The sequence below is a fragment of the Thalassovita sp. genome (genome assembly GCF_965218685.1).
Lineage (GTDB): Bacteria > Pseudomonadota > Alphaproteobacteria > Rhodobacterales > Rhodobacteraceae > Thalassobius.
In genome coordinates, this window is sequence record NZ_OZ244657.1 from 2,967,892 (window position 1) to 2,986,167 (window position 18,276).

General features: G+C 62.8%; 23 protein-coding genes. 3 read left to right on the forward strand and 20 right to left on the reverse strand.

The genetic code is table 11. The features are described 5' to 3' along the window. Positions 1 to 93: 93 nt before the first annotated feature. From ACOQOQ_RS14595 to ACOQOQ_RS14625, 7 genes are read right to left on the reverse strand one after another with little or no spacing between them, the layout of a single operon-like run. A complete protein-coding gene (locus ACOQOQ_RS14595) occupies positions 94 to 735 on the reverse strand; it encodes a DUF6441 family protein (RefSeq protein ID WP_420567720.1) in 642 nt (213 codons plus the stop codon). Next, positions 732 to 1,043 carry a head-tail joining protein gene (locus ACOQOQ_RS14600; RefSeq protein ID WP_420567721.1) on the reverse strand — a complete coding sequence of 104 codons (312 nt, stop codon included), beginning with the start codon at positions 1,041 to 1,043 and terminating at the stop codon, positions 732 to 734. The genes ACOQOQ_RS14595 and ACOQOQ_RS14600 overlap by 4 nt, the downstream gene beginning before the upstream one ends. Next, positions 1,043 to 2,056 carry a major capsid protein gene (locus ACOQOQ_RS14605; protein WP_420567722.1) on the reverse strand — a complete coding sequence of 338 codons (1,014 nt, stop codon included), beginning with the start codon at positions 2,054 to 2,056 and terminating at the stop codon, positions 1,043 to 1,045. Before ACOQOQ_RS14605 ends, ACOQOQ_RS14600 begins: the two co-directional genes overlap by 1 nt. A gap of 24 nt (positions 2,057 to 2,080) precedes the next feature. Further along, positions 2,081 to 2,452: a head decoration protein gene (locus ACOQOQ_RS14610; protein ID WP_420567723.1), complete on the reverse strand. Its 372-nt coding sequence runs from the start codon at positions 2,450 to 2,452 to the stop codon at positions 2,081 to 2,083. A 6-nt stretch (positions 2,453 to 2,458) separates the two neighbouring features. After that, positions 2,459 to 3,439 (reverse strand): head maturation protease, ClpP-related, encoded by a 981-nt coding sequence (locus tag ACOQOQ_RS14615; protein WP_420567724.1) that lies wholly within the window; start codon positions 3,437 to 3,439, stop codon positions 2,459 to 2,461. A 4-nt stretch (positions 3,440 to 3,443) separates the two neighbouring features. Further along, a complete protein-coding gene (locus tag ACOQOQ_RS14620) occupies positions 3,444 to 4,952 on the reverse strand; it encodes a phage portal protein (protein WP_420567725.1) in 1,509 nt (502 codons plus the stop codon). Positions 4,953 to 4,957: 5 nt separating this feature from the next. Beyond that, entirely contained in the window at positions 4,958 to 5,173 is a 216-nt protein-coding gene (locus ACOQOQ_RS14625; protein WP_420567726.1) for a phage head-tail joining protein, read from the reverse strand. 47 nt (positions 5,174 to 5,220) lie between these two features. Here ACOQOQ_RS14625 and ACOQOQ_RS14630 point away from each other — a divergent pair, with 47 nt between their 5' ends. Beyond that, positions 5,221 to 5,835 (forward strand): plasmid pRiA4b ORF-3 family protein, encoded by a 615-nt coding sequence (locus tag ACOQOQ_RS14630; RefSeq protein ID WP_420567727.1) that lies wholly within the window; start codon positions 5,221 to 5,223, stop codon positions 5,833 to 5,835. A gap of 10 nt (positions 5,836 to 5,845) precedes the next feature. On the opposite strand, the gene ACOQOQ_RS14635 is transcribed toward ACOQOQ_RS14630, so the two are convergent. Together ACOQOQ_RS14635 and ACOQOQ_RS14640 are read right to left on the reverse strand one after the other, a co-directional pair. Then, the gene (locus tag ACOQOQ_RS14635) at positions 5,846 to 7,786 is read right to left on the reverse strand and encodes a phage terminase large subunit family protein (RefSeq protein ID WP_420567728.1); all 1,941 of its coding nucleotides are present in this window, start codon (positions 7,784 to 7,786) and stop codon (positions 5,846 to 5,848) included. After that, positions 7,701 to 8,297 carry a terminase small subunit, Nu1 gene (locus ACOQOQ_RS14640; RefSeq protein ID WP_420567729.1) on the reverse strand — a complete coding sequence of 199 codons (597 nt, stop codon included), beginning with the start codon at positions 8,295 to 8,297 and terminating at the stop codon, positions 7,701 to 7,703. The genes ACOQOQ_RS14635 and ACOQOQ_RS14640 overlap by 86 nt, the downstream gene beginning before the upstream one ends. 115 nt (positions 8,298 to 8,412) lie before the next feature. On the opposite strand from ACOQOQ_RS14640, the gene ACOQOQ_RS14645 reads away from it, so the two are divergent. Then, a complete protein-coding gene (locus ACOQOQ_RS14645) occupies positions 8,413 to 8,625 on the forward strand; it encodes a hypothetical protein (RefSeq protein ID WP_420567730.1) in 213 nt (70 codons plus the stop codon). A gap of 5 nt (positions 8,626 to 8,630) precedes the next feature. After that, positions 8,631 to 8,849: a hypothetical protein gene (locus ACOQOQ_RS14650; RefSeq protein WP_420567731.1), complete on the forward strand. Its 219-nt coding sequence runs from the start codon at positions 8,631 to 8,633 to the stop codon at positions 8,847 to 8,849. Here the strand turns inward: ACOQOQ_RS14650 and ACOQOQ_RS14655 are convergent. The 11 genes from ACOQOQ_RS14655 to ACOQOQ_RS14705 form a co-directional block, all read right to left on the reverse strand. Further along, on the reverse strand, positions 8,846 to 9,073 hold the full coding sequence (locus ACOQOQ_RS14655) for a DUF7220 family protein (protein ID WP_420567732.1): 228 nt from the start codon (positions 9,071 to 9,073) through the stop codon (positions 8,846 to 8,848). The genes ACOQOQ_RS14650 and ACOQOQ_RS14655 overlap by 4 nt on opposite strands. Beyond that, the gene (locus tag ACOQOQ_RS14660) at positions 9,070 to 10,302 is read right to left on the reverse strand and encodes a DNA modification methylase (RefSeq protein WP_420567733.1); all 1,233 of its coding nucleotides are present in this window, start codon (positions 10,300 to 10,302) and stop codon (positions 9,070 to 9,072) included. Before ACOQOQ_RS14660 ends, ACOQOQ_RS14655 begins: the two co-directional genes overlap by 4 nt. A 408-nt stretch (positions 10,303 to 10,710) precedes the next feature. Continuing rightward, positions 10,711 to 11,091, reverse strand: a complete 381-nt coding sequence (locus ACOQOQ_RS14665; protein ID WP_420567734.1) for a DUF6362 family protein — start codon at positions 11,089 to 11,091, stop codon at positions 10,711 to 10,713. Continuing rightward, positions 11,084 to 11,281, reverse strand: coding sequence for a hypothetical protein (locus tag ACOQOQ_RS14670; protein WP_420567735.1), 198 nt, complete (start codon positions 11,279 to 11,281; stop codon positions 11,084 to 11,086). The genes ACOQOQ_RS14665 and ACOQOQ_RS14670 overlap by 8 nt, the downstream gene beginning before the upstream one ends. Next, positions 11,278 to 11,766 carry a crossover junction endodeoxyribonuclease RuvC gene (locus ACOQOQ_RS14675; protein ID WP_420567736.1) on the reverse strand — a complete coding sequence of 163 codons (489 nt, stop codon included), beginning with the start codon at positions 11,764 to 11,766 and terminating at the stop codon, positions 11,278 to 11,280. Before ACOQOQ_RS14675 ends, ACOQOQ_RS14670 begins: the two co-directional genes overlap by 4 nt. A gap of 393 nt (positions 11,767 to 12,159) precedes the next feature. Then, positions 12,160 to 14,430 carry a PriCT-2 domain-containing protein gene (locus ACOQOQ_RS14680; RefSeq protein WP_420567737.1) on the reverse strand — a complete coding sequence of 757 codons (2,271 nt, stop codon included), beginning with the start codon at positions 14,428 to 14,430 and terminating at the stop codon, positions 12,160 to 12,162. Next, a complete protein-coding gene (locus ACOQOQ_RS14685; protein WP_420567738.1) occupies positions 14,430 to 14,654 on the reverse strand; it encodes a DUF6511 domain-containing protein in 225 nt (74 codons plus the stop codon). Before ACOQOQ_RS14685 ends, ACOQOQ_RS14680 begins: the two co-directional genes overlap by 1 nt. Then, positions 14,651 to 16,390, reverse strand: coding sequence for a DEAD/DEAH box helicase (locus ACOQOQ_RS14690; RefSeq protein WP_420567739.1), 1,740 nt, complete (start codon positions 16,388 to 16,390; stop codon positions 14,651 to 14,653). The genes ACOQOQ_RS14685 and ACOQOQ_RS14690 overlap by 4 nt, the downstream gene beginning before the upstream one ends. Further along, entirely contained in the window at positions 16,384 to 17,328 is a 945-nt protein-coding gene (locus ACOQOQ_RS14695; RefSeq protein ID WP_420567740.1) for a hypothetical protein, read from the reverse strand. Before ACOQOQ_RS14695 ends, ACOQOQ_RS14690 begins: the two co-directional genes overlap by 7 nt. Further along, entirely contained in the window at positions 17,328 to 17,690 is a 363-nt protein-coding gene (locus ACOQOQ_RS14700; RefSeq protein WP_420567741.1) for a hypothetical protein, read from the reverse strand. Before ACOQOQ_RS14700 ends, ACOQOQ_RS14695 begins: the two co-directional genes overlap by 1 nt. Before the next feature lie 64 nt (positions 17,691 to 17,754). Then, positions 17,755 to 18,255, reverse strand: coding sequence for a DUF669 domain-containing protein (locus ACOQOQ_RS14705; protein WP_420567742.1), 501 nt, complete (start codon positions 18,253 to 18,255; stop codon positions 17,755 to 17,757). Between the last annotated feature and the right edge of the window lie 21 nt (positions 18,256 to 18,276).

Here is an 18,276-nt window from a genome sequence, read left to right on the forward strand (position 1 = left end):
GAGCGACCACGGACGCCATTTATACACAGCAAGGAAAGAGTTTGAACCGGCTCCCGCCTCACGTGTCAACATGACGGTAAGATCACCCGTGTCTCAATTCGACGGATTGATCTTCTCAAAGATCCATTTGTCGACAACAAGCCCCGGCACCGCCGCCTGCGCGCGTTCTGCATCTCGCGCCAGATCGAGCCGTTTCGCCAGTTTCACCTGCGGCACGAGCAAGAAGATCGGCACCGTCGATTTTCCACGGCCCGTTTTTGACCGCGATGCAACGCCCAGTCCGCGGCTGTTCAACCGCCCGTCGGCCACCAAGAGGCTCGGTCCCCGGCGCCGATAGACAAACCGCAACCGTAGCCCCCGCCGCCGTTCCCATTCCCCAGGCGTGATGCGCCCACCTTTCAGACCTTTGCCTGCCGCCGCTGTGGGGATCGCGAGCCAAAACCCGTCCTTGGAGCGGATCAAAGGGCCCGTGTCGTGCGCGCCGACGATGACCGGGGCCTTCGACCAAACCAGCGCAGCCGCTTTGAGGCTTTCACCAGCCTTTGGATAGGTCTGGCTCCGGATCGAATTCGCGAGGCGACGGCCAAGCCCCGCTTGCGTGATCTGCCCGCGCCAAGCGGATTTCAGGTCTTTTCCAGCTTCCCGCATCGCAGCACTGACAGCCTTTTCGCCCGCCTTGATCTCGGCTGCCATCACGGCGACGAGGTCCGGTGTGATATCAAGGCCTAGTTTCATGCGGGGGTCAGATCTATCGTCCAAATGAGCCGCTCGCGGTCACGGCGTGGTTCGCCCTGGATCAGGAAGGTCTCTTCCCCGATCAGGACCTGCTCCTGCGGGCGGGGATTTGGGATATCCGCCGCCCGGACATCGATCCGGGTGGTGTCTGACATGAGCCGCGCCGATCCGAACTCGGTGATCTCGTCGGGTCGGCGCAGAATGCCCCGGGCACGGGTGAACTGCCCTTCGCTGTCCCGATGCCAAATCTCGACCGAGAGATTGGCATCAAGGAAGAGCACCCCTAAAGCGTCAGCAAAGGCGCTCATCAGGTCCGCTTGGCCGAGCGCAGGACCTGCGGGCGCGTACAAATCGGCAACGGGTTGCTTTCAATCTCAAGACGCACCCATTCGTCCCGATCACGATCAGGGATCATGCGCGCATAGAGCGGAAGACCTAGCGTGTTCACAGTCTCGAAGGTGTCGGCCGGGGCGTAGTAAATCTCGAACAGCCCCTCGACCCCCTCGGGGTAAAAATACGCCTTGTCCGTGGGCACGCCGAAGCCGAGGCCCCCGCGATAGCGGCGGAAGGTGATGCCGCCAAAGCTGACCTCTTCGCCGACGCGGCCGCGCAAATCGGCTGCGGCTGCGGTGTTGAGATAGGTCTCGCGCACCTCCTTGTGCGCAACAAGATCGGCAAAGAAGGCCGAGCCGCATTCTGCGCGGAGCTGGACCTGACCGGCAGCCAGCCCGCCGAGGCTGTCTTCCACGCTTTCGATCAACGCTTGGCAGCGTTTGCGCAGGGCGCCAGATGCAGGCGACTGGTTGTCGAGATCGAAGTCGACCTCGGCCGCCGGGGTGATGCCGAACTCTGTATAGTAATTGATCACCGTGGCGCCGTCCTTGGGGTCCTTCACCACGCCCTGAATGCCGTTGAAGAGGTGGAACTCGAAGGTGGCCTCGGCATCGTTGCGCAGCCGCGCCATCTTGCGGGCGACTTCGGTCTGGACCTGCTGGGTGGCGGTTTCCGAGCCGAAGTCGCGGATGGCCTGGATCTCGGAGGCCCAGAGCACATCCTGCTTCTTGAACTGTCGGCACACGAAGGCGCGCATGTCGCGCCGTTCGGGCACCTGCTGCTCATAGGCAGAGCCCCGTTCCGAGAACGGGATCAGCGACAGCGTGCCATCGCGGCTTTCGATCATCACGGTGCGTTGGCGCACACCGCGCGATCCGAACAGGCCTGCACCCGACAGGATCGCCGGTTTGAAGGGGATGTTTTCCAGAGCCCGGGTGAGCTCGATGATGCTGAAGGCGTCGCCCTCGAAGATGTCCATGGTTGCCATGGGGATGTCCTTTCTCTCTCAGGCTTAACGCAAGATGATGCCGAGCGCGGCCAAAGCCGTGGTGGCGGCGGTGATCTGGGCCTCGGTTGCACCATCAGGCCAGACAAGCTCATGCTGGTTCACAAGCGCGGGGCCGCGCAGGAGCACGACGCCAGGCGCATCGGCGGATGACGCGTCAACGCCCGCCCAGAGAATAGCGGCGGCATTCTGACTGCCGTTCGTCGCGGCCGGTGCGATCCCGGTGTATTTACCGCCCGTGGTGATCTTGCCGAGCACGGTGCCGGGCTCGAGCTTTCCAGCCCCGGAAGCGATGGTGATGGTTTCTCGGGTGTAATCGCGCAGGACTTCCCAAACGAGGAAGCCGCCCGCGTGTTTGCCTTCAGTGAGCGTGGTCATGGACGCTTATCCTTTCGTCTTGAAGGTGCGGGCGATCACATCGCCCCAGGATTGGGTGGTCGCCGCCCGCCCGGGCTGGGCATGGGCCGCTGTGATGTCGGGGGTGACGTCGGCCTTTGCCGCGAGAAGGCGGTTGCGGACCTCATCGAGACCCACGTCTTCTTCGAGGAACCGGCCCGCCATTTGCGGCTGACCGGCAAGGCGGCAGAGATCGATCACGGCGCGCGCATGGGCGATGGCCTCGGCGCGGACGGATGCGGTGTCGGCCATTGCGGGCTCACTTGCGGCCATGGTTTGCGTTTCCGCAGCCGGGTGTTCGTGGTCAGGCAGGGTGTTGGCGTCTGCAACACCCTCGGACTGGGGATCCGGGGCTGCGGGCTCTTCTGGTTCACTTGCCGCCTCGACCAACTCGGGTGGCGCGTTGCGGAACCTGGCCACGTCAAAGGAAGCCGCGAGTTTCACAGGCTCGGCAATGCGGTCGATAAAACCGAGATCCAGTGCGTCCTGTGCATCGAGCCAGGTCTCTGCCGCCATCAGGGTGGCGATTTCATCATCGGCTTTGCCAGATTTCGCGGCATAGCCTTGGATCAGGCTGCCTTTGACCTTGTCCAGGGCCTCAGCCGTAGACCGCATGTCCTCAGCCGTGCCCATGACCAACCCCGAAGGGTTGTGGATCATCAGGAAGGCGTTTTCGGGCATGGCGATGGTGTCACCCGCCATGGCGATGTAGCTTGCCGCCGAGGCCGCGATGCCATCGATCCAGACGGTGATCTCGCCCGCATGGCGCTTCAACGCGTTGTAGATGGCGACCGCGTCAAAGACCGAGCCGCCGGGGCTGTTGAGACGCAGATCAATTGCCGCATCGTCGGGAAGCGCACCGAGTTCCGCGAGGAACCCCTTGGCCGTGACGCCATAGGCGCCGATTTCGTCATAGATCAGCACTTCCGTGCCCGATGCCCGGGCGCGGATCGTGTACCAGGATTTCATGGGGTTACTCCTGTTGTAGGTCGGTGCCCGAGTTATTGTCGGACGGTCCGTCACTCGAATTTGGATCGGGCAATTGGACGGGCGTTGCCCTTGCCCCCTGGGTTTCGCCGGGGCTGGCGCGATAGGTCAGGCCCAAGTCTGCTGCGCGCTTGGCATCCGCGGCGTTCTCGCGATCGACCTCTTCGATGTCATAGCCCGTGGCCTCGACCACCTTGCGCCGGGAGGTCAGCCCGGCCTCCATTGCCAGGATCTGCGCCTGAATGTCTTTGAGCGGATCGACCCAGTCCCATCGCGGCGGGATCCATTGCACCGGCCGGGCGACGACGGGATCTGCATCCAAGGCGCCCGAGAGCACAGCCGTCTCCAGCCAACGCCGCCAGATGGGGCGGCAAAGCTGGTGCGCCATGACCCCGTGCTGCAGCTGCCCGATCCGCCGCCGGAACTCGACCAGTTCGGCCCTGAGGCTTGAATAGTTCGCCTGCCGAACGTCGCCGGTGACGAGGTGATACGGCAGACCCAGCGAGGCCGAGACCGCCAGCAGCGTCCGGTATTGGAACGCCTCATAGCCGCCGCCGACATCGGCGGGGCTCGAGAACTTCACATCCTCCCCCGGCAGCAGCACCTGCATGGTGCCCGGCTCGAGGCTCGCAATCGCGGCTCCCTCGAGATCAGCCTCACCTTCGCCCATCATCGGGTCCTCGGGGGCCGTTTTGGTGATGAAGCCTGCGAACATCGCCGCCGTCTTTTTGCGGTCAAGTTCGGCGTCGTCGTATTGGTCCAAGAGAAACAACCGCACCATGGCGGGGGCCACATGCGGCAAGCCCCGGATTTGCCCCGCATCGATCGGCCGGTAAATGTGCAGCACCTCCTCGGCAGGCACCCGCACCGTGTCCGGCACCGCCACCCGCTGATCCGTGCTGTCACCCGGATGGCAGCGGCGGAAGTGATAGGCAACCCGCCGCCCGATCAGGTCGAATTCGATCCCGCAGCGGATGCGATTGCCGTTCGGATCCGTTTCCGTCTTCTCAAAGGGCAGCATCTCGGATTGCAGAAGCTGCAGCTGCAGCGGCACCAGAAGCCCGTCCTCCGCCCGGCGCGGACGCAGGCGCACGAAGCATTCGCCTGCAACGAACATCTCGCGCGCGACCATGGCCTGCAGCCCGTAGAAGTCGGTCAGCCCGTCGGCATCCGCTTCATCCGTCCAGGCCAGCCAGAGCTTCTGGACCTGGTCGCGCAGCGCCGCATCCGTGATCAGCGAGGACGGCTTGATGCCGTCACCAACAAGGTTCGCTGCAAAGGCCTCGCAAGCATTGGCGGCGTAGCCGTTGGTCACTACGAGTTCGCGTGACCGGGCCAGCAATCGCGGCCCGCCCGAGGCGACCAGCGCATTGATGTTTTCCAAGGGCGGGTTCCAGCCCCGCAAGCGGCGCTTGGCCATCGCCCCCTCGAGACGCGCGCGCATGGCTTCAGGGCCGCCCGGCTTGGGGCGGCGGAACATGTCGAACAATGCCATGTCGGTTAGAGACCCTTGGTCGCTGTTATGCGAACTTGGCGGATGAGTTTCCGCCCCTCGGCCGCTGCAATCTCGCGGTCAAGCGCCTCGATGGCCCGGTCGATTTCCGTAACGGAACGATAGTCCACCGTCTTGCCGTCATAGCTGACCCGGGCCACACCAGAGGATCGTTGTGCCGAAAGCGCTTCCCGGCGGGCGCGTAGGTCCGTGATTGTAGCCATCGCCATCACCTTTTAAGTTCGGCGCAAAACCACCGTCAGGCCGCGCCATGTCCACCAAGATCGCCCGTATCAGAATTGAACTCGAACATATCGCTCCGCTCATCTGGCGGCGCGTTGACGTCAGCCTGACGACCAATCTTCGCGCACTGCACGAGATCATTCAGGCGGTCATGCCCTGGGAGAACTACCATCTTTATCAGTTTGCCGTGGGCGAACGTGTCTATGGCGAACCCGATCCCGAGGATGTGGTCTGGGGCCGCAAGATCTATCAGGCCAAGGGCATGCGCCTCGGCACACTTGTGGACCGTGGTGTGACCGAACTTCTCTACACCTACGATTTCGGCGATGACTGGCAGCACCGCGTCATTTTCGAGGAGGTCATCGAAGCAACGGCCGGCACCGACTATCCCCTCTTTATCGATGGCGAGCGCACAGCACCACCTGAAGATGTGGGTGGTCCTCCCGGGTTCGTGGACTTCGTTGAAGTCATGGCGAAACCACGCCATCCGCAGCGTAAAGATCTGGTGCGCTGGTATGGCGGCCCCTTCAACCCCGTGGATTTCGGCGTGGAGCATATCGCCGAAAGCATCCGCGAGATCGCGGTGAAACGAAAGGCCGCCCTTGAGGCCTTCGAGCGCAGCCGTCGCAAACGGCTACACTGATTACATTGGCTTATCCCATATAGGATGACCGCGCGACGCGGCGGACCTGCGTTTTGCGAGCAGGTTTCAGGCCCCCGGCAGGAGCCATGCCCTTAGCATCAGCGACCTCCAACTGCGCCGCCAACTCCTCCCACCGCGCATCTGACCAGCGATCAGCTCCGAGGATCCAAGCGGCCGCGCGGGCATAAACCCGGCAGTCGAGAGCCTCGTTGCGTTCCCTCAGCTTTTGCCATTCGAGTTTGGCAAAGCCGCGCTTGTTCTTGACCGTGACCAGCTGCTCGGCCGTCAGCTGCTTCAGCCATTCAGCGTCGACCCAGCCCGGCAGATGAAGAAAGCCGGGAGGGAACGTCTCCACATCCGCCGGGCTAGGTTTCGGCGGGCTTACGCCGCCCCACTGGGGCGACGGTCCCGCCTCATCCGGCGGATCAAGCCGCAGGAAACGATAGGTCTCGGCCTTGAAGGTCGATGTTGCCACGGTCCAAAGCCGTGCACCGCGGCGCAGACGTTTGCCCGCGATCGTCGCATCGACAAATGTTGGCCCCGTCACCGGGCTTGCACGATTGAAGCCCTCAAGGCCTTTGATCGGGGCCACCTGTCCAAAGCCCACCTGCCGCGCCCACGCGTAGACGGCCGCAGTCTCGTAACCCGTGTCGATCGCGAGCCGCGCGATGGTCATCGGCGTGCCGCTTGCGTGAGCCCAAGTCCGGCCAAGGAGGTCAGACAGTTTCTGCCAGCAAGCGGGATCGCCCGGGCCGCCGTCGATGACAATGTGATCGACGAGCCAGCTTTGCAGGCCCTTGCCCCATGCCCAGACATCAACCTCGATCCGGTCCTTCTGGACGTCGACCCCGGCAGTTAGGAACAACCCGCCCACCGGCACTGTGCCCGCGCGCCAATCTTTCTTCAGCCCCTGCAGCCGCTGCCAGTCCGGCGCCTCGCCGCTTTCCATCCAGGTCTCGCCGAGCGATGTGTTGATGAAGGTCTTCATCGTCTCGTCCCCACCGGCGCGCGCGGACAGGAACGCCTTGGCCATCGCCTCGAGCCGCACCCAGGGCGAATAGATCTCGTTTAGATGGAAGCCCGCTGTCCCATTGAACGGCGCATCCGCGATCCAGCGGCCCTTGGAGATTGCCGCCCAGCGGGTCTCGTCCTTCCAGGCGGCATCGCAGTCCGCGCAGTGGTAGCGCGCGGTCTCCGGTCTGTGGCTTCCGCTTTCGTCCTTGTCCCATTTGACCTGTCCCCAGGTCAGAATTTGTTCATGTCCACACTCGGGACACGGCACCCAGAACCGACGCTGGTCGCTTTCCTCGAATGCCGCTTCGATCCGGCTCGCGCCCTTGTTCGTCGGCGTCGAGACCAGCACGATCTTGCGGTTCCAGAAGGTCACCGTCCGTTTTTTCGCGAGGTTGACCGGGTCGCCTTCAGCCCCCGCGCTGAACGGATAGCGGTCGACCTCGTCGCACAAGAGAAGCCGGATCGGTCGACTCGCAAGCCCTGAGGGTGCGTTGGCGCCCACGATGGTCAGATGCCCGCCTGGAAACCGCTTGTGCAAGATCTTGTTGTTCCCGTCCCGCGACTTCGGGTTGGCGATTTTATCTTGCAAACACGGCGTGTCGCGCGCCATCGGCGAGAAACGGTCCTTCGACCAGGTTTCTGCGTCCCGTTCGGTCGGCATCACGACCATGATCGGCGCCGGGTCCTGATCGATGTGGTAACCGACCGTACATAACTGCAACTCGGTTTTTCCGCACTGAGCCGATGACATGATCACTACGGTTTCAGTCGCCGCGTCCGAAATCGCGTTCATGATGCCACGCTGGTATTCTGCGCGGCTCGTACGCCACTGTCCCGGCTCGGCGCTGGCTTCAGAGCTCAGCCGTCGGTTCTGATCCGCCCAATCGCTGATCGTCAGGTCTGGTGGTGGCTTCAGAACTGCCAGTGCTTTCGCCACCGTCCGCTTCAGGATCGGCGAGCCTCTCAATCTCAGGGTCGGTTTCGAAGTCAATGTCTGGCTCTGCGAGATCATCGAGCACCTCGCGGATCGCAGTTCGGATCAGGGTCCGGGTATCTCCGACGGTGGGTTGGTCAAAGGCCTGCGGTGCCAGCCGGTCAGGCAGGGCCAGCAGTCGGGTGCGCAAGAGCGCCAACACCGCAATCCAGGCCGCCTCGATCTGTTCGGCGGCGATCAGCGACCGGCGCTTTTCTTCGGCGTCCATTTCAGCGAGGTCGGCCCGCGCCCGGATGAAGCGCGCCCGTTCCGCGGCATAGTCTGGCGCGCCCGCCTGCGCCTTCAGCGCCTGATCGCGCAGATAGCGGACATAGCCACGCACAGACCCGATCAGATCATACTGGCCACGCTCAGCCTTCGGGATCACGCCCTCGCGGCTCAGTTGTTGGACTCGCCGCTCCGAGAGGTCGAGCAGCCGCGCGATCACGCCGATGGGTTGGGTGGCGGATGACATTCGCAGACCTCGAGAGTGCAGTTAACCGTATGTAATTGCGTCGAATTCGCTGGATAAGTGCGCCCACCAGAGCGAAGCTAAAGACAGCAAATAACGCAATTCAGGACGCATCGAGATGAGCCACCACCCCACAGCCAAAGACGCGTTTATCGCAAAGAAGGCCGCGATCGACGCGATGCTCGCGCGGCTACAGGCGCTGAGCGACGCGAACTTCGGCTCCGACCCTGACGCCCTGCATTGGGGCCATGTCGGCAACCTCGACTATTACGCCGAGCTCCTGAAGCGCATCACCGACAGCGCCTTCAAGGAAGGCGAACACGCGGAGTAACCCTCATGGAAACCACCAGCATTCGGCTGCCCATCCGGAAGCTGCCCGAGCACTTCGATCGCAGCCGCATCACCGTTGTCCTCGAAGAGATCGAAATGGCCCTTATGGACGATGGGGGCGTTTACGGCAGGACCTTTGCCGACAGCTTCACCATCACCGTCGAAGTCCCGACCCATCAGTTGATGGATACGGCAAGCTGCCTGAAAGACCTCGGCCTGATCTAACTTCGCTGCCGCGCAACGCGGATGGCCTCAAACACCCGCCGCAGCAGGAACGAGCGGACTATGCTGACGCCGGTGAATATCAAGCCCATTTGTAGATTTTGCGCGAGCGTCGTGTGCAGGCCGAAGATCGGGAAGATCAGGATCTGCGTCACGACCGCAACGCCGTAGCCGATAACCACATTGGTGATCGCTTCAATCAGTGACATGAGACGAGACTGCTTCATGCGGCCTCACGCTCAGCTTTCAGGGCATCGAAGGTCTGATCGCCTCCGTCAATTATGGCCTGTTTCCCTGTGAACTTCTGCCAACGCTGGACGGCCACATCGACATAAGACGGGTTCAGCTCGATGCCTAGGCAGACGCGGCCTGTCGTTTCAGCCGCAATCAATGTGGTGCCCGATCCTATAAAAGGCTCATAGACGGCTTGACCAGGGCTGGAGTTGTTCAGGATCGGACGCCTCATGCATTCCACCGGCTTCTGCGTCCCGTGGACGGTCTTTTCGTCCTGATCCTTGTTGGCGATATGCCAGAGCGTGGTCTGCTTGCGGTCTCCTGCCCAGTGGCCTTTGCCAGTCTTCTTAACCGCATACCAGGCCGGCTCGTGCTGCCAGTGATAATCCCCCCGGCTCAGAACCAGTCTGTCTTTGGCCCAGATGATCTGGGACCGGATGGTGAAGCCCGCGACCTCGAGGCTTTCGGCCACGGTCGCCGCGTGCAGCGCGCCGTGCCAGACATAGGCGACATCGCCGGGAAACAGGGCCCAGGCCTCGCGCCAATCAGCCCGATCGTCATTCAGCACCTTGCCGGTGCGCTTGGTCTTGGCCGCACCTGCCTGATTACGCCAGCTGGGATCGTATTCCACACCGTACGGTGGATCGCTGACAAGCAATAGCGGCTTTACGCCGTTTAGCACTCTCTCGACATCCGTGGCGACCGTACTGTCACCGCAAAGTAATCGATGGTTTCCCAAGATCCAGAGATCGCCCGGACGGCTGACTGGATCTTCCGGGGTTTCCGGAACCTCGTCCTCGCCCTCCTGCGGACCGGTGCCTTCCTCGAGGCTCGACATCAGCGCATTCAGCTCGTCGTCGGTAAAGCCGGTGAGCCCAAGGTCGAAATCCGCCTCCAGCAGATCCGCCAGTTCGAGGCTCAAGAGGTCCTTGTCCCACTCCGCATTCTCGCTAGAGCGGTTATCCATGATCCGGAAGGCCCGCGCCTGCGACGCGGTCAGCCCCTTGGCGACATGCACCGGCGCGGTCTTGAAGCCAAGCTTGCGGGCCGCTTCCAACCGAGTGTGCCCGGCCAGCACAACCATCGCCTCGTCGACAACGATAGGCTGACGCCAGCCGAATTCCTGGATCGACGCCGCGACCGTGGCAACGGCCTCAGCATTGTTCCGTGGGTTGCGCGCATAGGGAATGATCTGCTCAAGCGGCAGGTCGACGACGTCCATGGGAATGTCCTTGAGAATGCCCAAAAGCGAAATGGGTCTGGTCCGCGAAAGCGAAATGGGGTCCGCCCCCCGTTTCGGTTCAGGCGTGGTGTGTCGGGCCCTCAGGCCTTTGTTTCATTGGGGTTCGCGTCAAAGCGAAACGAAACGGGTATTTTCCAGGGTGTCACTGGGAAACCCTTGCGCCTCGCCCCCCCGTATACGTTTTCGGCCAGGAAGGACCCGTGAAATCAGTGCGTTAGCGGATCCGGCATCAACTGGACCCGTCGTCGAGCCCATGAAGCCAGTACGGTATCCACCACGAAAAACGGGGAGAGCCGTCTTCCAACGCACTCTCCCCATCATGCCCTACGGATAGCACGGAAATGTTGCATGTGTCGAACACAAAAGTGTTGCAACACATTGGAGTCGCTAGGCATTCAGCCGAGAGGCGATCTTGGTGAGCGCCAGTTGCCAGCGCCGCCACGCTGTCGTGCGATCGCATCCCAACTCCCCACTGATCTGCTTCCACGGCACACGGGCGGCGCGCGACCAGACGAGCTTGCGCTCGGCCTCCTCGATCCAAAGCACCCAGTCGAAGGTCTGCTCCAGTCGGGTTATAGCGGCAGCCGACGGCCAAACCCGCATCGGCTGGGGGTCCATCGCCGCGACCTCTCGCGCAGACCGCACGATGTCGGGCCAAGCGTTGAAATAGCCACGCGCCTTCACGGGTGGCAGCTTGCGCAGGGTGCGGAACGCCTCCTCGAAGTGATCGGCAACGTCGTCGGCGGTCCAGGTTTTCTTCTCACCCATGGCGCACCTCCTCCGCAGGGCGCGGCCCGTAGAGTTTCGTACCCAACTGCTCGACCAATTCACGCTCGGGCCAGGTCAGGCGGTGATCATCGACCGACACTGCGAGGACGCCCTGTTCCCGCCAGCCATCGCGTTTGACCTCTTCGGGCGACCGGCGCTGGCCGCCATAGCCTTTGGGAAAGTAGCTCATGCGACACCTCCACGGGTTTCGATGGCCCAGTGCAGGATGGCGATGGCGTCGGCCTCATTGTCGTCGGCCGGACTGAAGCCACGAGCACGGGCGGCATCTACCATCGCCTGCTTGGGCGCATTGCCTTTGCCGGTGGCGTGGCGCTTGATGGTGCCGACTGGTACGCCCTCGTAGGGAATTCCCCGGAGTTCGGCCCAGGATGTCAACGACGCCATGAGGCCGCCGTAGACATGTGCCGCGTCGGTGCCAGCATGCCGTCGGACTTCCTCGAACCAGATCGCCGCGATCGGACCGCTGAGCCGATCCAGTTCGGTGAGCCAGTTGGTGAAGCGCAGATAGCGCATGCCACCGCCGTCGTAGCGGCCGGGTTTGAACGATGCTGTGCCGCTGGTGATCAGGCCATCAAAGCCCCGCAGTGCCCAGCCCGTCGTGGTTCCGAGATCGAGCGCAAGTATGCTGCACCCCTGTTCTTGTGATTGGGTCATGACGACCTCCTCTTCGGTTTGATGAGCTCGGCGAGAGAGCTGGCCGGTGAAGGCTGCGGTCTCGCCAGGCCACGAAGGGCGGTCTGGTCATGTCATGTGCGGGGCGATCAGGCCGCCCGGCACTTCTTTCAATTCCTTCAGCGAGCCGATTTGAAAGAAGTCGACCACTAAGGCGTTGATCTATATAAAGAATATACCTTCTTTCAATATTTCAATTATTTCAATAGGTACCTCCTCCTTATTTCTATTCGCGCGCGCGTACACACATACACACATGGTTCCTCTTGAAAGATTGAAAGAAGTGAAGGAAGTCCAAATCCTTCGTGTAATCAGCTATTTAGACCCCAACTTCTTTCAATTGAAGAAACCCCTATTTTGAAGAAAGTCCCTTTTTCAGGTGAGAATGCGATAAACCATGGCCCTGCGGCCGCCGGTTTCGCGCATTCCGGTGGTGATGTCGCCGCTCTCGATCAGGGTGAGCAGGATCTCGTCGCGATCCCGTGCTTTCAGCCATTGGGAAGCGCGTGTGATCTCGGACTTGGTGATCCCCTTGGCCCCGGCGGCGCGGATGATTTCCTTCAGCCGCTTCACATGGGCCTCAGTCTCGGTGTCAGCCACATGCCGATCGACCGCCTCCATGGTCCGCTGCGCATAGTGGCGCACGAAGCCGATAGCCCAGTTTGCGGCCGTCAGGTCGATCTCAGGCTGCTTAGGGTTGTGCCCTACAGCAACGATCAGCGCGAGCTTCAGGGCATTCTCGCCGATCCGGGCAAGGATCGCAGTGAAGGCCGTGCCCCTTGCCGCCCGCAGCTCCTCCGTCAGCTCAGCGCTCAAGGCCTTGAACCGGGCTCGGGCGTCCTCGGTCATGGGCACGATGGTCGGGTTCACGGTGGTATTCTGATCCGCGGTCTTGCCCGTGAGGTTGCCGCACTGAAGTCCGCCGCCAGCGGCTAAGAGCTGCAGCCCTTGGATCAACGCAGTCGGCGCCTGTCGGATGCCAACGGCGATGTTCTCGTCGGGGTAATCCTCGTCGCTCGGCAGGATCAGGAAGCGGGCGAGCGACCCATCCACCACGTTCGCGCCCTGCAGAGCGCCCCAAAAGTGCAAAGGCGTCGTGGTGCCGTAGACGCAGAGACAGGGCTGGACGATATCGCGCCGTTCGTTCGAGCCATCGCGATTGGCGTATTCCGCGCCGAGGAAGATCCCGCCAGCCGCCGTGTAGAGTTCGGTCATGTTGTCGAGGATCTCGGTGATGTGGCGCGGGCTGCGTTTCCGATCGGCCGCTGCCGACAGGAACATCCCGAACTCATCGATCTGAAAAAGGATCGCCGGCTGACGGTGCAGCGCGGTCAGCAGCCCGGCGCCGGAAGCGATCTTGTTTCCGCCGAGGTGATGGGCAAGGTCCGCCTCAAAGAAGACCTCGTTGATGATCTCGCGGGCATGGTTCTTGCCTGATCCGCTGTCGGCGATGCCTACGATATAGAGGTTCGAGCGCAGATTGCTTTCGGTCCGGTATTGCCGCCCCATCAACGCGCCGATGGCGCAGAGACTTGCCCCGAGCGATAAAAGCGGCTGCGGGCGCCGAGCCGTCGACAGCATGTAGTCGGTCAGATTGCCAACGAGCCCATCTGGGATCACGAGGGAAAACGGCTGATTAGCGGGCTCTTGGGCTGCGTCCCCATCATGCGCATCAAGCTTGGAGAGCAGCCCGGCCGCCGGATGGTTGCCCTCGTCGCCCAGACTGCCATCGAGGCGCAGGGATGCGTCCGGCTGCCAGCCGCGCTCCATGGCGAGGTGATAGATCGTACCCGCGCCGATCCGATCGGGTTTGAAGCTCGCCCAGGCCTTGGCCGTGGCCGCCGGCACATCCTTTGCAGCCTGCGCCGACCATTCGGCGAAGAGATCAGCGCCGGCTTCGCCGAGCGCGCCCTTCAGCGCCATGCCAATCCGCATCCAACTGTCATAATCGAGTTCCTCGTTCGGCAGCCACTCAAGAGCGGCCTCGATCGCTGGCGATGTCCCGACCTGGCTGTGGGCACGCTGATGTTCCATAGCCGACGCCGTAGCACCGAGACCACGCTGGCGCAGGGTGTCTGGCAACAGCGCATAGGCCTCGTCCACGAAAGCTGTCGCAGCCTCGGCGGTGATCTCTGGAAGATCCGAGATATCGAGATCAGCGAGCCCCTCCTCGGGCCAGGCATAGGGCGCGCCCGTATCCGGATGATCGGCGTAGGCCAGGAACTGCTGGCCGAGGCATAGCACCTCCAGCGGATGACGCTTGATCCCCCGGAAGGGTTCAGCCGTACGGTAGACCAGCATGCGCTTCGGCGCCCGACCGATCCGCAAAGCGAGTGTGTCACCGAGCCGCTCGCGTGCCAGTTTCTCGATGCGCAGCGCCAGCTCGGCGTCCTCGGCAATGTCGATATCCACCGCCGCAACCGCGCCGCCGACGATACCGATGCCGCAATCAAGCCAGCCCGACCAGGTCGCCACCTCGACCTCGGTGGTTGGCCGCTCGGCATGACGGTTCCATTCCGGATAATCGGCCCATGCCCCGCGCTTGAACTGCCCGGGCTTCTTGGTGCCTGGGGCGATCGGCAGGATGGCATAGCCGTTGGTGACGAGCCGCGCGCCGAAGCGCGCCATGTAGGACGTGTCGGTCATTAGAAGGGCACCTCGGGGGTCATGGCGTCGAGCCGCGTGCGGTCCTTGGCGGCAAGCTCACGCAGGTGGTCGCAGTAGCCGGTGACGACCGCGTCAAGAAAGCGGTCCCATTCGGTCTCGGTCAAGGTGGCGAGATCGGATTTACCGATGCTCTCGAGATATTCGCCGCCTTCTTGGCCGCCGACGGTCATCGCCTCGCTCTCGTTCGGGGTGGGATCGATCATACCCATCCTCCCATGGCAGATGTCCTGACAGGCACGGCTGCAGAGCTGCTTGCGGTTTGCAGCCCGCCTTGGGTCGGAGAGACGGAAGAGCGGGTTGAACCAGCCGAAACCCCTGGGTTCACGGTGGCAGACGGCGCAGAGGCCGGGCTGGATCTGGTGCATGGGGCGAACCTGTAGCCGGTGATTTCGAAGTAGCGGCCCGACGGGCGGACCGAGATCTCGCTGGGGCGGCTGAGCCGCTCAGTCTGGGCAATGGCCTTGTCCACGGTGAGCGGAACCGGCTGGCCCGGCGCGCGCTTGCGCCACCACTCAGCAGCCTTCTGGCGCGCGTAGCCCTGATGTTCGAAGCAGATCCATTCGCTGTAGGTGGTGAGACCGCAGCTATAGGTGACCTTGAGCGAGGGCCGCCCGCCGCGTTTGTCGTGACGGCTGTAGGAGACGCCGCTCACCTGCAGCCATTGAGACGCTTTTGGTGACAGGACCGGCAGCGCGGCTGCAGTCGGCGTAATCTTCACCTCACGGGCCGGGAAGACATAGCCACAGTCCGGACACTCGATCGCCGAGAGCGCAATAATGCTTTCGCATTCCGGGCAGACCTTGGTCGGCGCCTCACCATCGCCGCCGTCTTCAGGACGCTTCGGGCGGACGAGATCGATCGGCCCATGAAGGCGCACATTGCCGGCAAAGTCGAGAACGAGGCAGTTTTCCTTGCCCGGTGCCAACCGCGTGCCCCGGCCAACCATCTGGACGTAAAGCCCGGCGGATTTCGTGGGGCGCAGAAGCGCGATGAGATCAACCGCCGGAGCATTGAACCCGGTGGTCAGCACGCCCATCGAGGCCAGCGCCCGGATCTCCCCACGTTTGAAGGCGCCGATGATGCTATCGCGCTCATCCTTCGGCGTGTCTCCGAAAATCGTCTCACAGCTGATGCCGCGCCGCCGGAACTCTTCGGCTACATGTTGGGAATGCTCGACGCCCGAGCAGAAAGCGAGCCAGGACTTCCGGTCTTTGCCGTGTACCATGATCTCGGCCACGGCCGCTCGCGTAATCGCCTCCTGGTCGACCGCCGCCGCCAGATCGCGGGCGATGAAGTCCCCTGCGCGGATGCCAACTTTCGACACATCGAGCCGGGTGACAGGTTGCTTCGAGACGAGCGGGCTCAGATATCCCGCATCGATCAGCTCCCAGACCGGCACCTCATAGGCGATATCGGTGAAGAGCGCGTTCTTGCCCTCATGCAGCATGCCGCTGTCGAGCCGGAACGGTGTGGCCGTGAGACCGATCACCTTCAGCGCGGGGTTGATCGCGCTCAGCGCATCGAGGAAACGCCGATACATGGTGCTCGACTTGCCTGGGATCAGATGGGCCTCGTCGATCAGCACCAGATCGGTGTGGCCGATTTCGCGGGCCCGGCGATGGATCGACTGGATGCTTGCGAACAAGACGCGCGCCTGCGCCTCGCGCTTGCCCAGACCCGCCGAGTAGATGCCCGCGGGCGCCTCGGGCCAAAGGCCGATCATCTCGGCATGGTTCTGGGCGATCAACTCGCGGACATGTGTCACGATCAGGATGCGCTGATCAGGCCAGGCTTTCAGCACACCTTCGATGAAGGCGGCCATGACGAGGCTTTTGCCACCCGCCGTCGGGATGACCACCAGCGGATTGCCGGTGTTAGTTTGGAAATAGCCGTAGATCGAAGATATCGCGGCGTTTTGGTATGGGCGCAGGGTCAGCATGGCGCGGCCTCCGTGGTACGGGCGTCATTTGACCAGGAGGAGCCATCGGCCATGCGATAGGTGACGATGTCGTCTCCTGCATCGATGACCTCACCCGGCACGAGATCGGGGACGAAGAGGTGTTTGTCGCAGGCCGCACGCTGCTCGGCCGGAGCCAGCATTCTATCGTGGCGGGCGCAGTGCCACCCGCCTTCGACGGCCGTGGAATGCAGACAGGAACGACAGGTCACGGCCGCCCCGCCACCCGCATGGCAGGCCGCATGATGATCGCAAAAACGGCATTCAAACCAAGCCGGGTCCTCGCTGATCCGTGCAGGCGGGTGCTGGGCAAAAATGATACGTCCCGCCTTCTCCAAAAGGCGTTCAGCCACGGCAGGATCGGCCTCAACCCGTTCGATATGCAGCGCGTCAGTATTCTTGCAGACCGCCATGTAAAGCGCCCGGGTGATTCCTGTCAGGTGCATGTAGATCTGCATCTGCGCCGCGTGCTGCGGCTTCGACAGCACCACGCCTTTCGCGCTCAAATCAGAAAAGCTCTTAACGCCATGTGTCTTGAACTCCAGCACATGCCAGGTTTTCGGCGCCTCAAGCAGACCGAGCGCGACGCCATCCAGCGAGCCACCGAAATGACCTCCATGGGCCTCCACGCGGATTTGACGCCCTGTTTCTGGATCCACTTCCAACACGGTCGCACCGGTGGCGCGCAGGTTGCGGACCATACGATCCTCTTCCAGCTGGCCTGTCTCGAACAAACGCAACAGCCGGCCGGAAAATCGTGACGGCGACACCCAGCGGAAATCATACCAGAGCGCGCGTGCGCAGGATTTACCGATGATTGATGCGCCGAGGTGATCACGGAAACCATCGCCCTGGCGGGCCTCGTAATCGGCGTATATCGCCGTCAGTGTCGGCGTGGGGGCTTCGGGAAGCTCTGCCATCACAGACCCTCCCGTTCGCTGCGCGCCTGCGCCTCGGCCAGAATGCTCTCCCAGGTCTCAGGGTCATGGCGTTCGCGCAGGATGCCGATCAGCGCGTCCTTGAGTTTTTCGCGGCGACGGCGGCCGGTACCTTGGGCGAGCAGTTCCGCGCGCTCACGGCACAAGTGGCGCAGGGCCGTGCGTGCTCGGTGGAACCAGTCCGGGTCGATCGGCTTCTGTCCGCGCTGCCGGGCAAGGTCGGCCGTCGCGATCTGCGTGCGGATCTTGGCAATGGCGTCGTCGAGTTCGATCAACCGGCGCTGGTCTTCAGGCAAGCCGGTGTTGTTCGCGGCCGCGGGGGCCACGTCGTTCAGGTCAATCATGGAAGTATCCTCAGATGGGGTTGCGCGCTGCCCCGTCAGTCAGGGCGCAGGGCAGCGCGAAGGCTCAGCCTTTCTTGTTCCAGGGCGCGGAGGCCATTTTGGGCGGCACCGAAGAGCTGGCCGGTTCGGGCGCAGGCTTCGCCGGACGGGCGGCCTGGGTCGAACCCCGCTCGGGCGGCAGGTAGGCAATCGCGTTGCTCTCGCCGTAGCCGTTCTTCGGCGGGCGGATCTTCACCTGGATCGTCATCGGGATCAGGTGCAGCTCCTCGCTGTCGCTGACATGCATCCTGCCCGTGGCATGGCAGATCGCCGACAGCGTGCGCTGCGCGATCTCCACGGTGGTCGGGTTCGGATTCACCAGGTTCAGCTGATCGAAGATCTTCCGCCCCTTATGTTGGCCGTCCAGAATATCCAGCATCAGCCAGAGGAATTGGCCCATGCCGTTGCGGGTCACGCGCATCTCACTCTCGACGATCTGGGCGCGGTATTTTCCTGCGGGCAGCAGCTCGTAGGCGGTGGTGGGCTCGACGCTGGTGGCGTCGAAGGACGTATCAAAACGTGCCATGGTCGTATCCTTTCAGGTCTG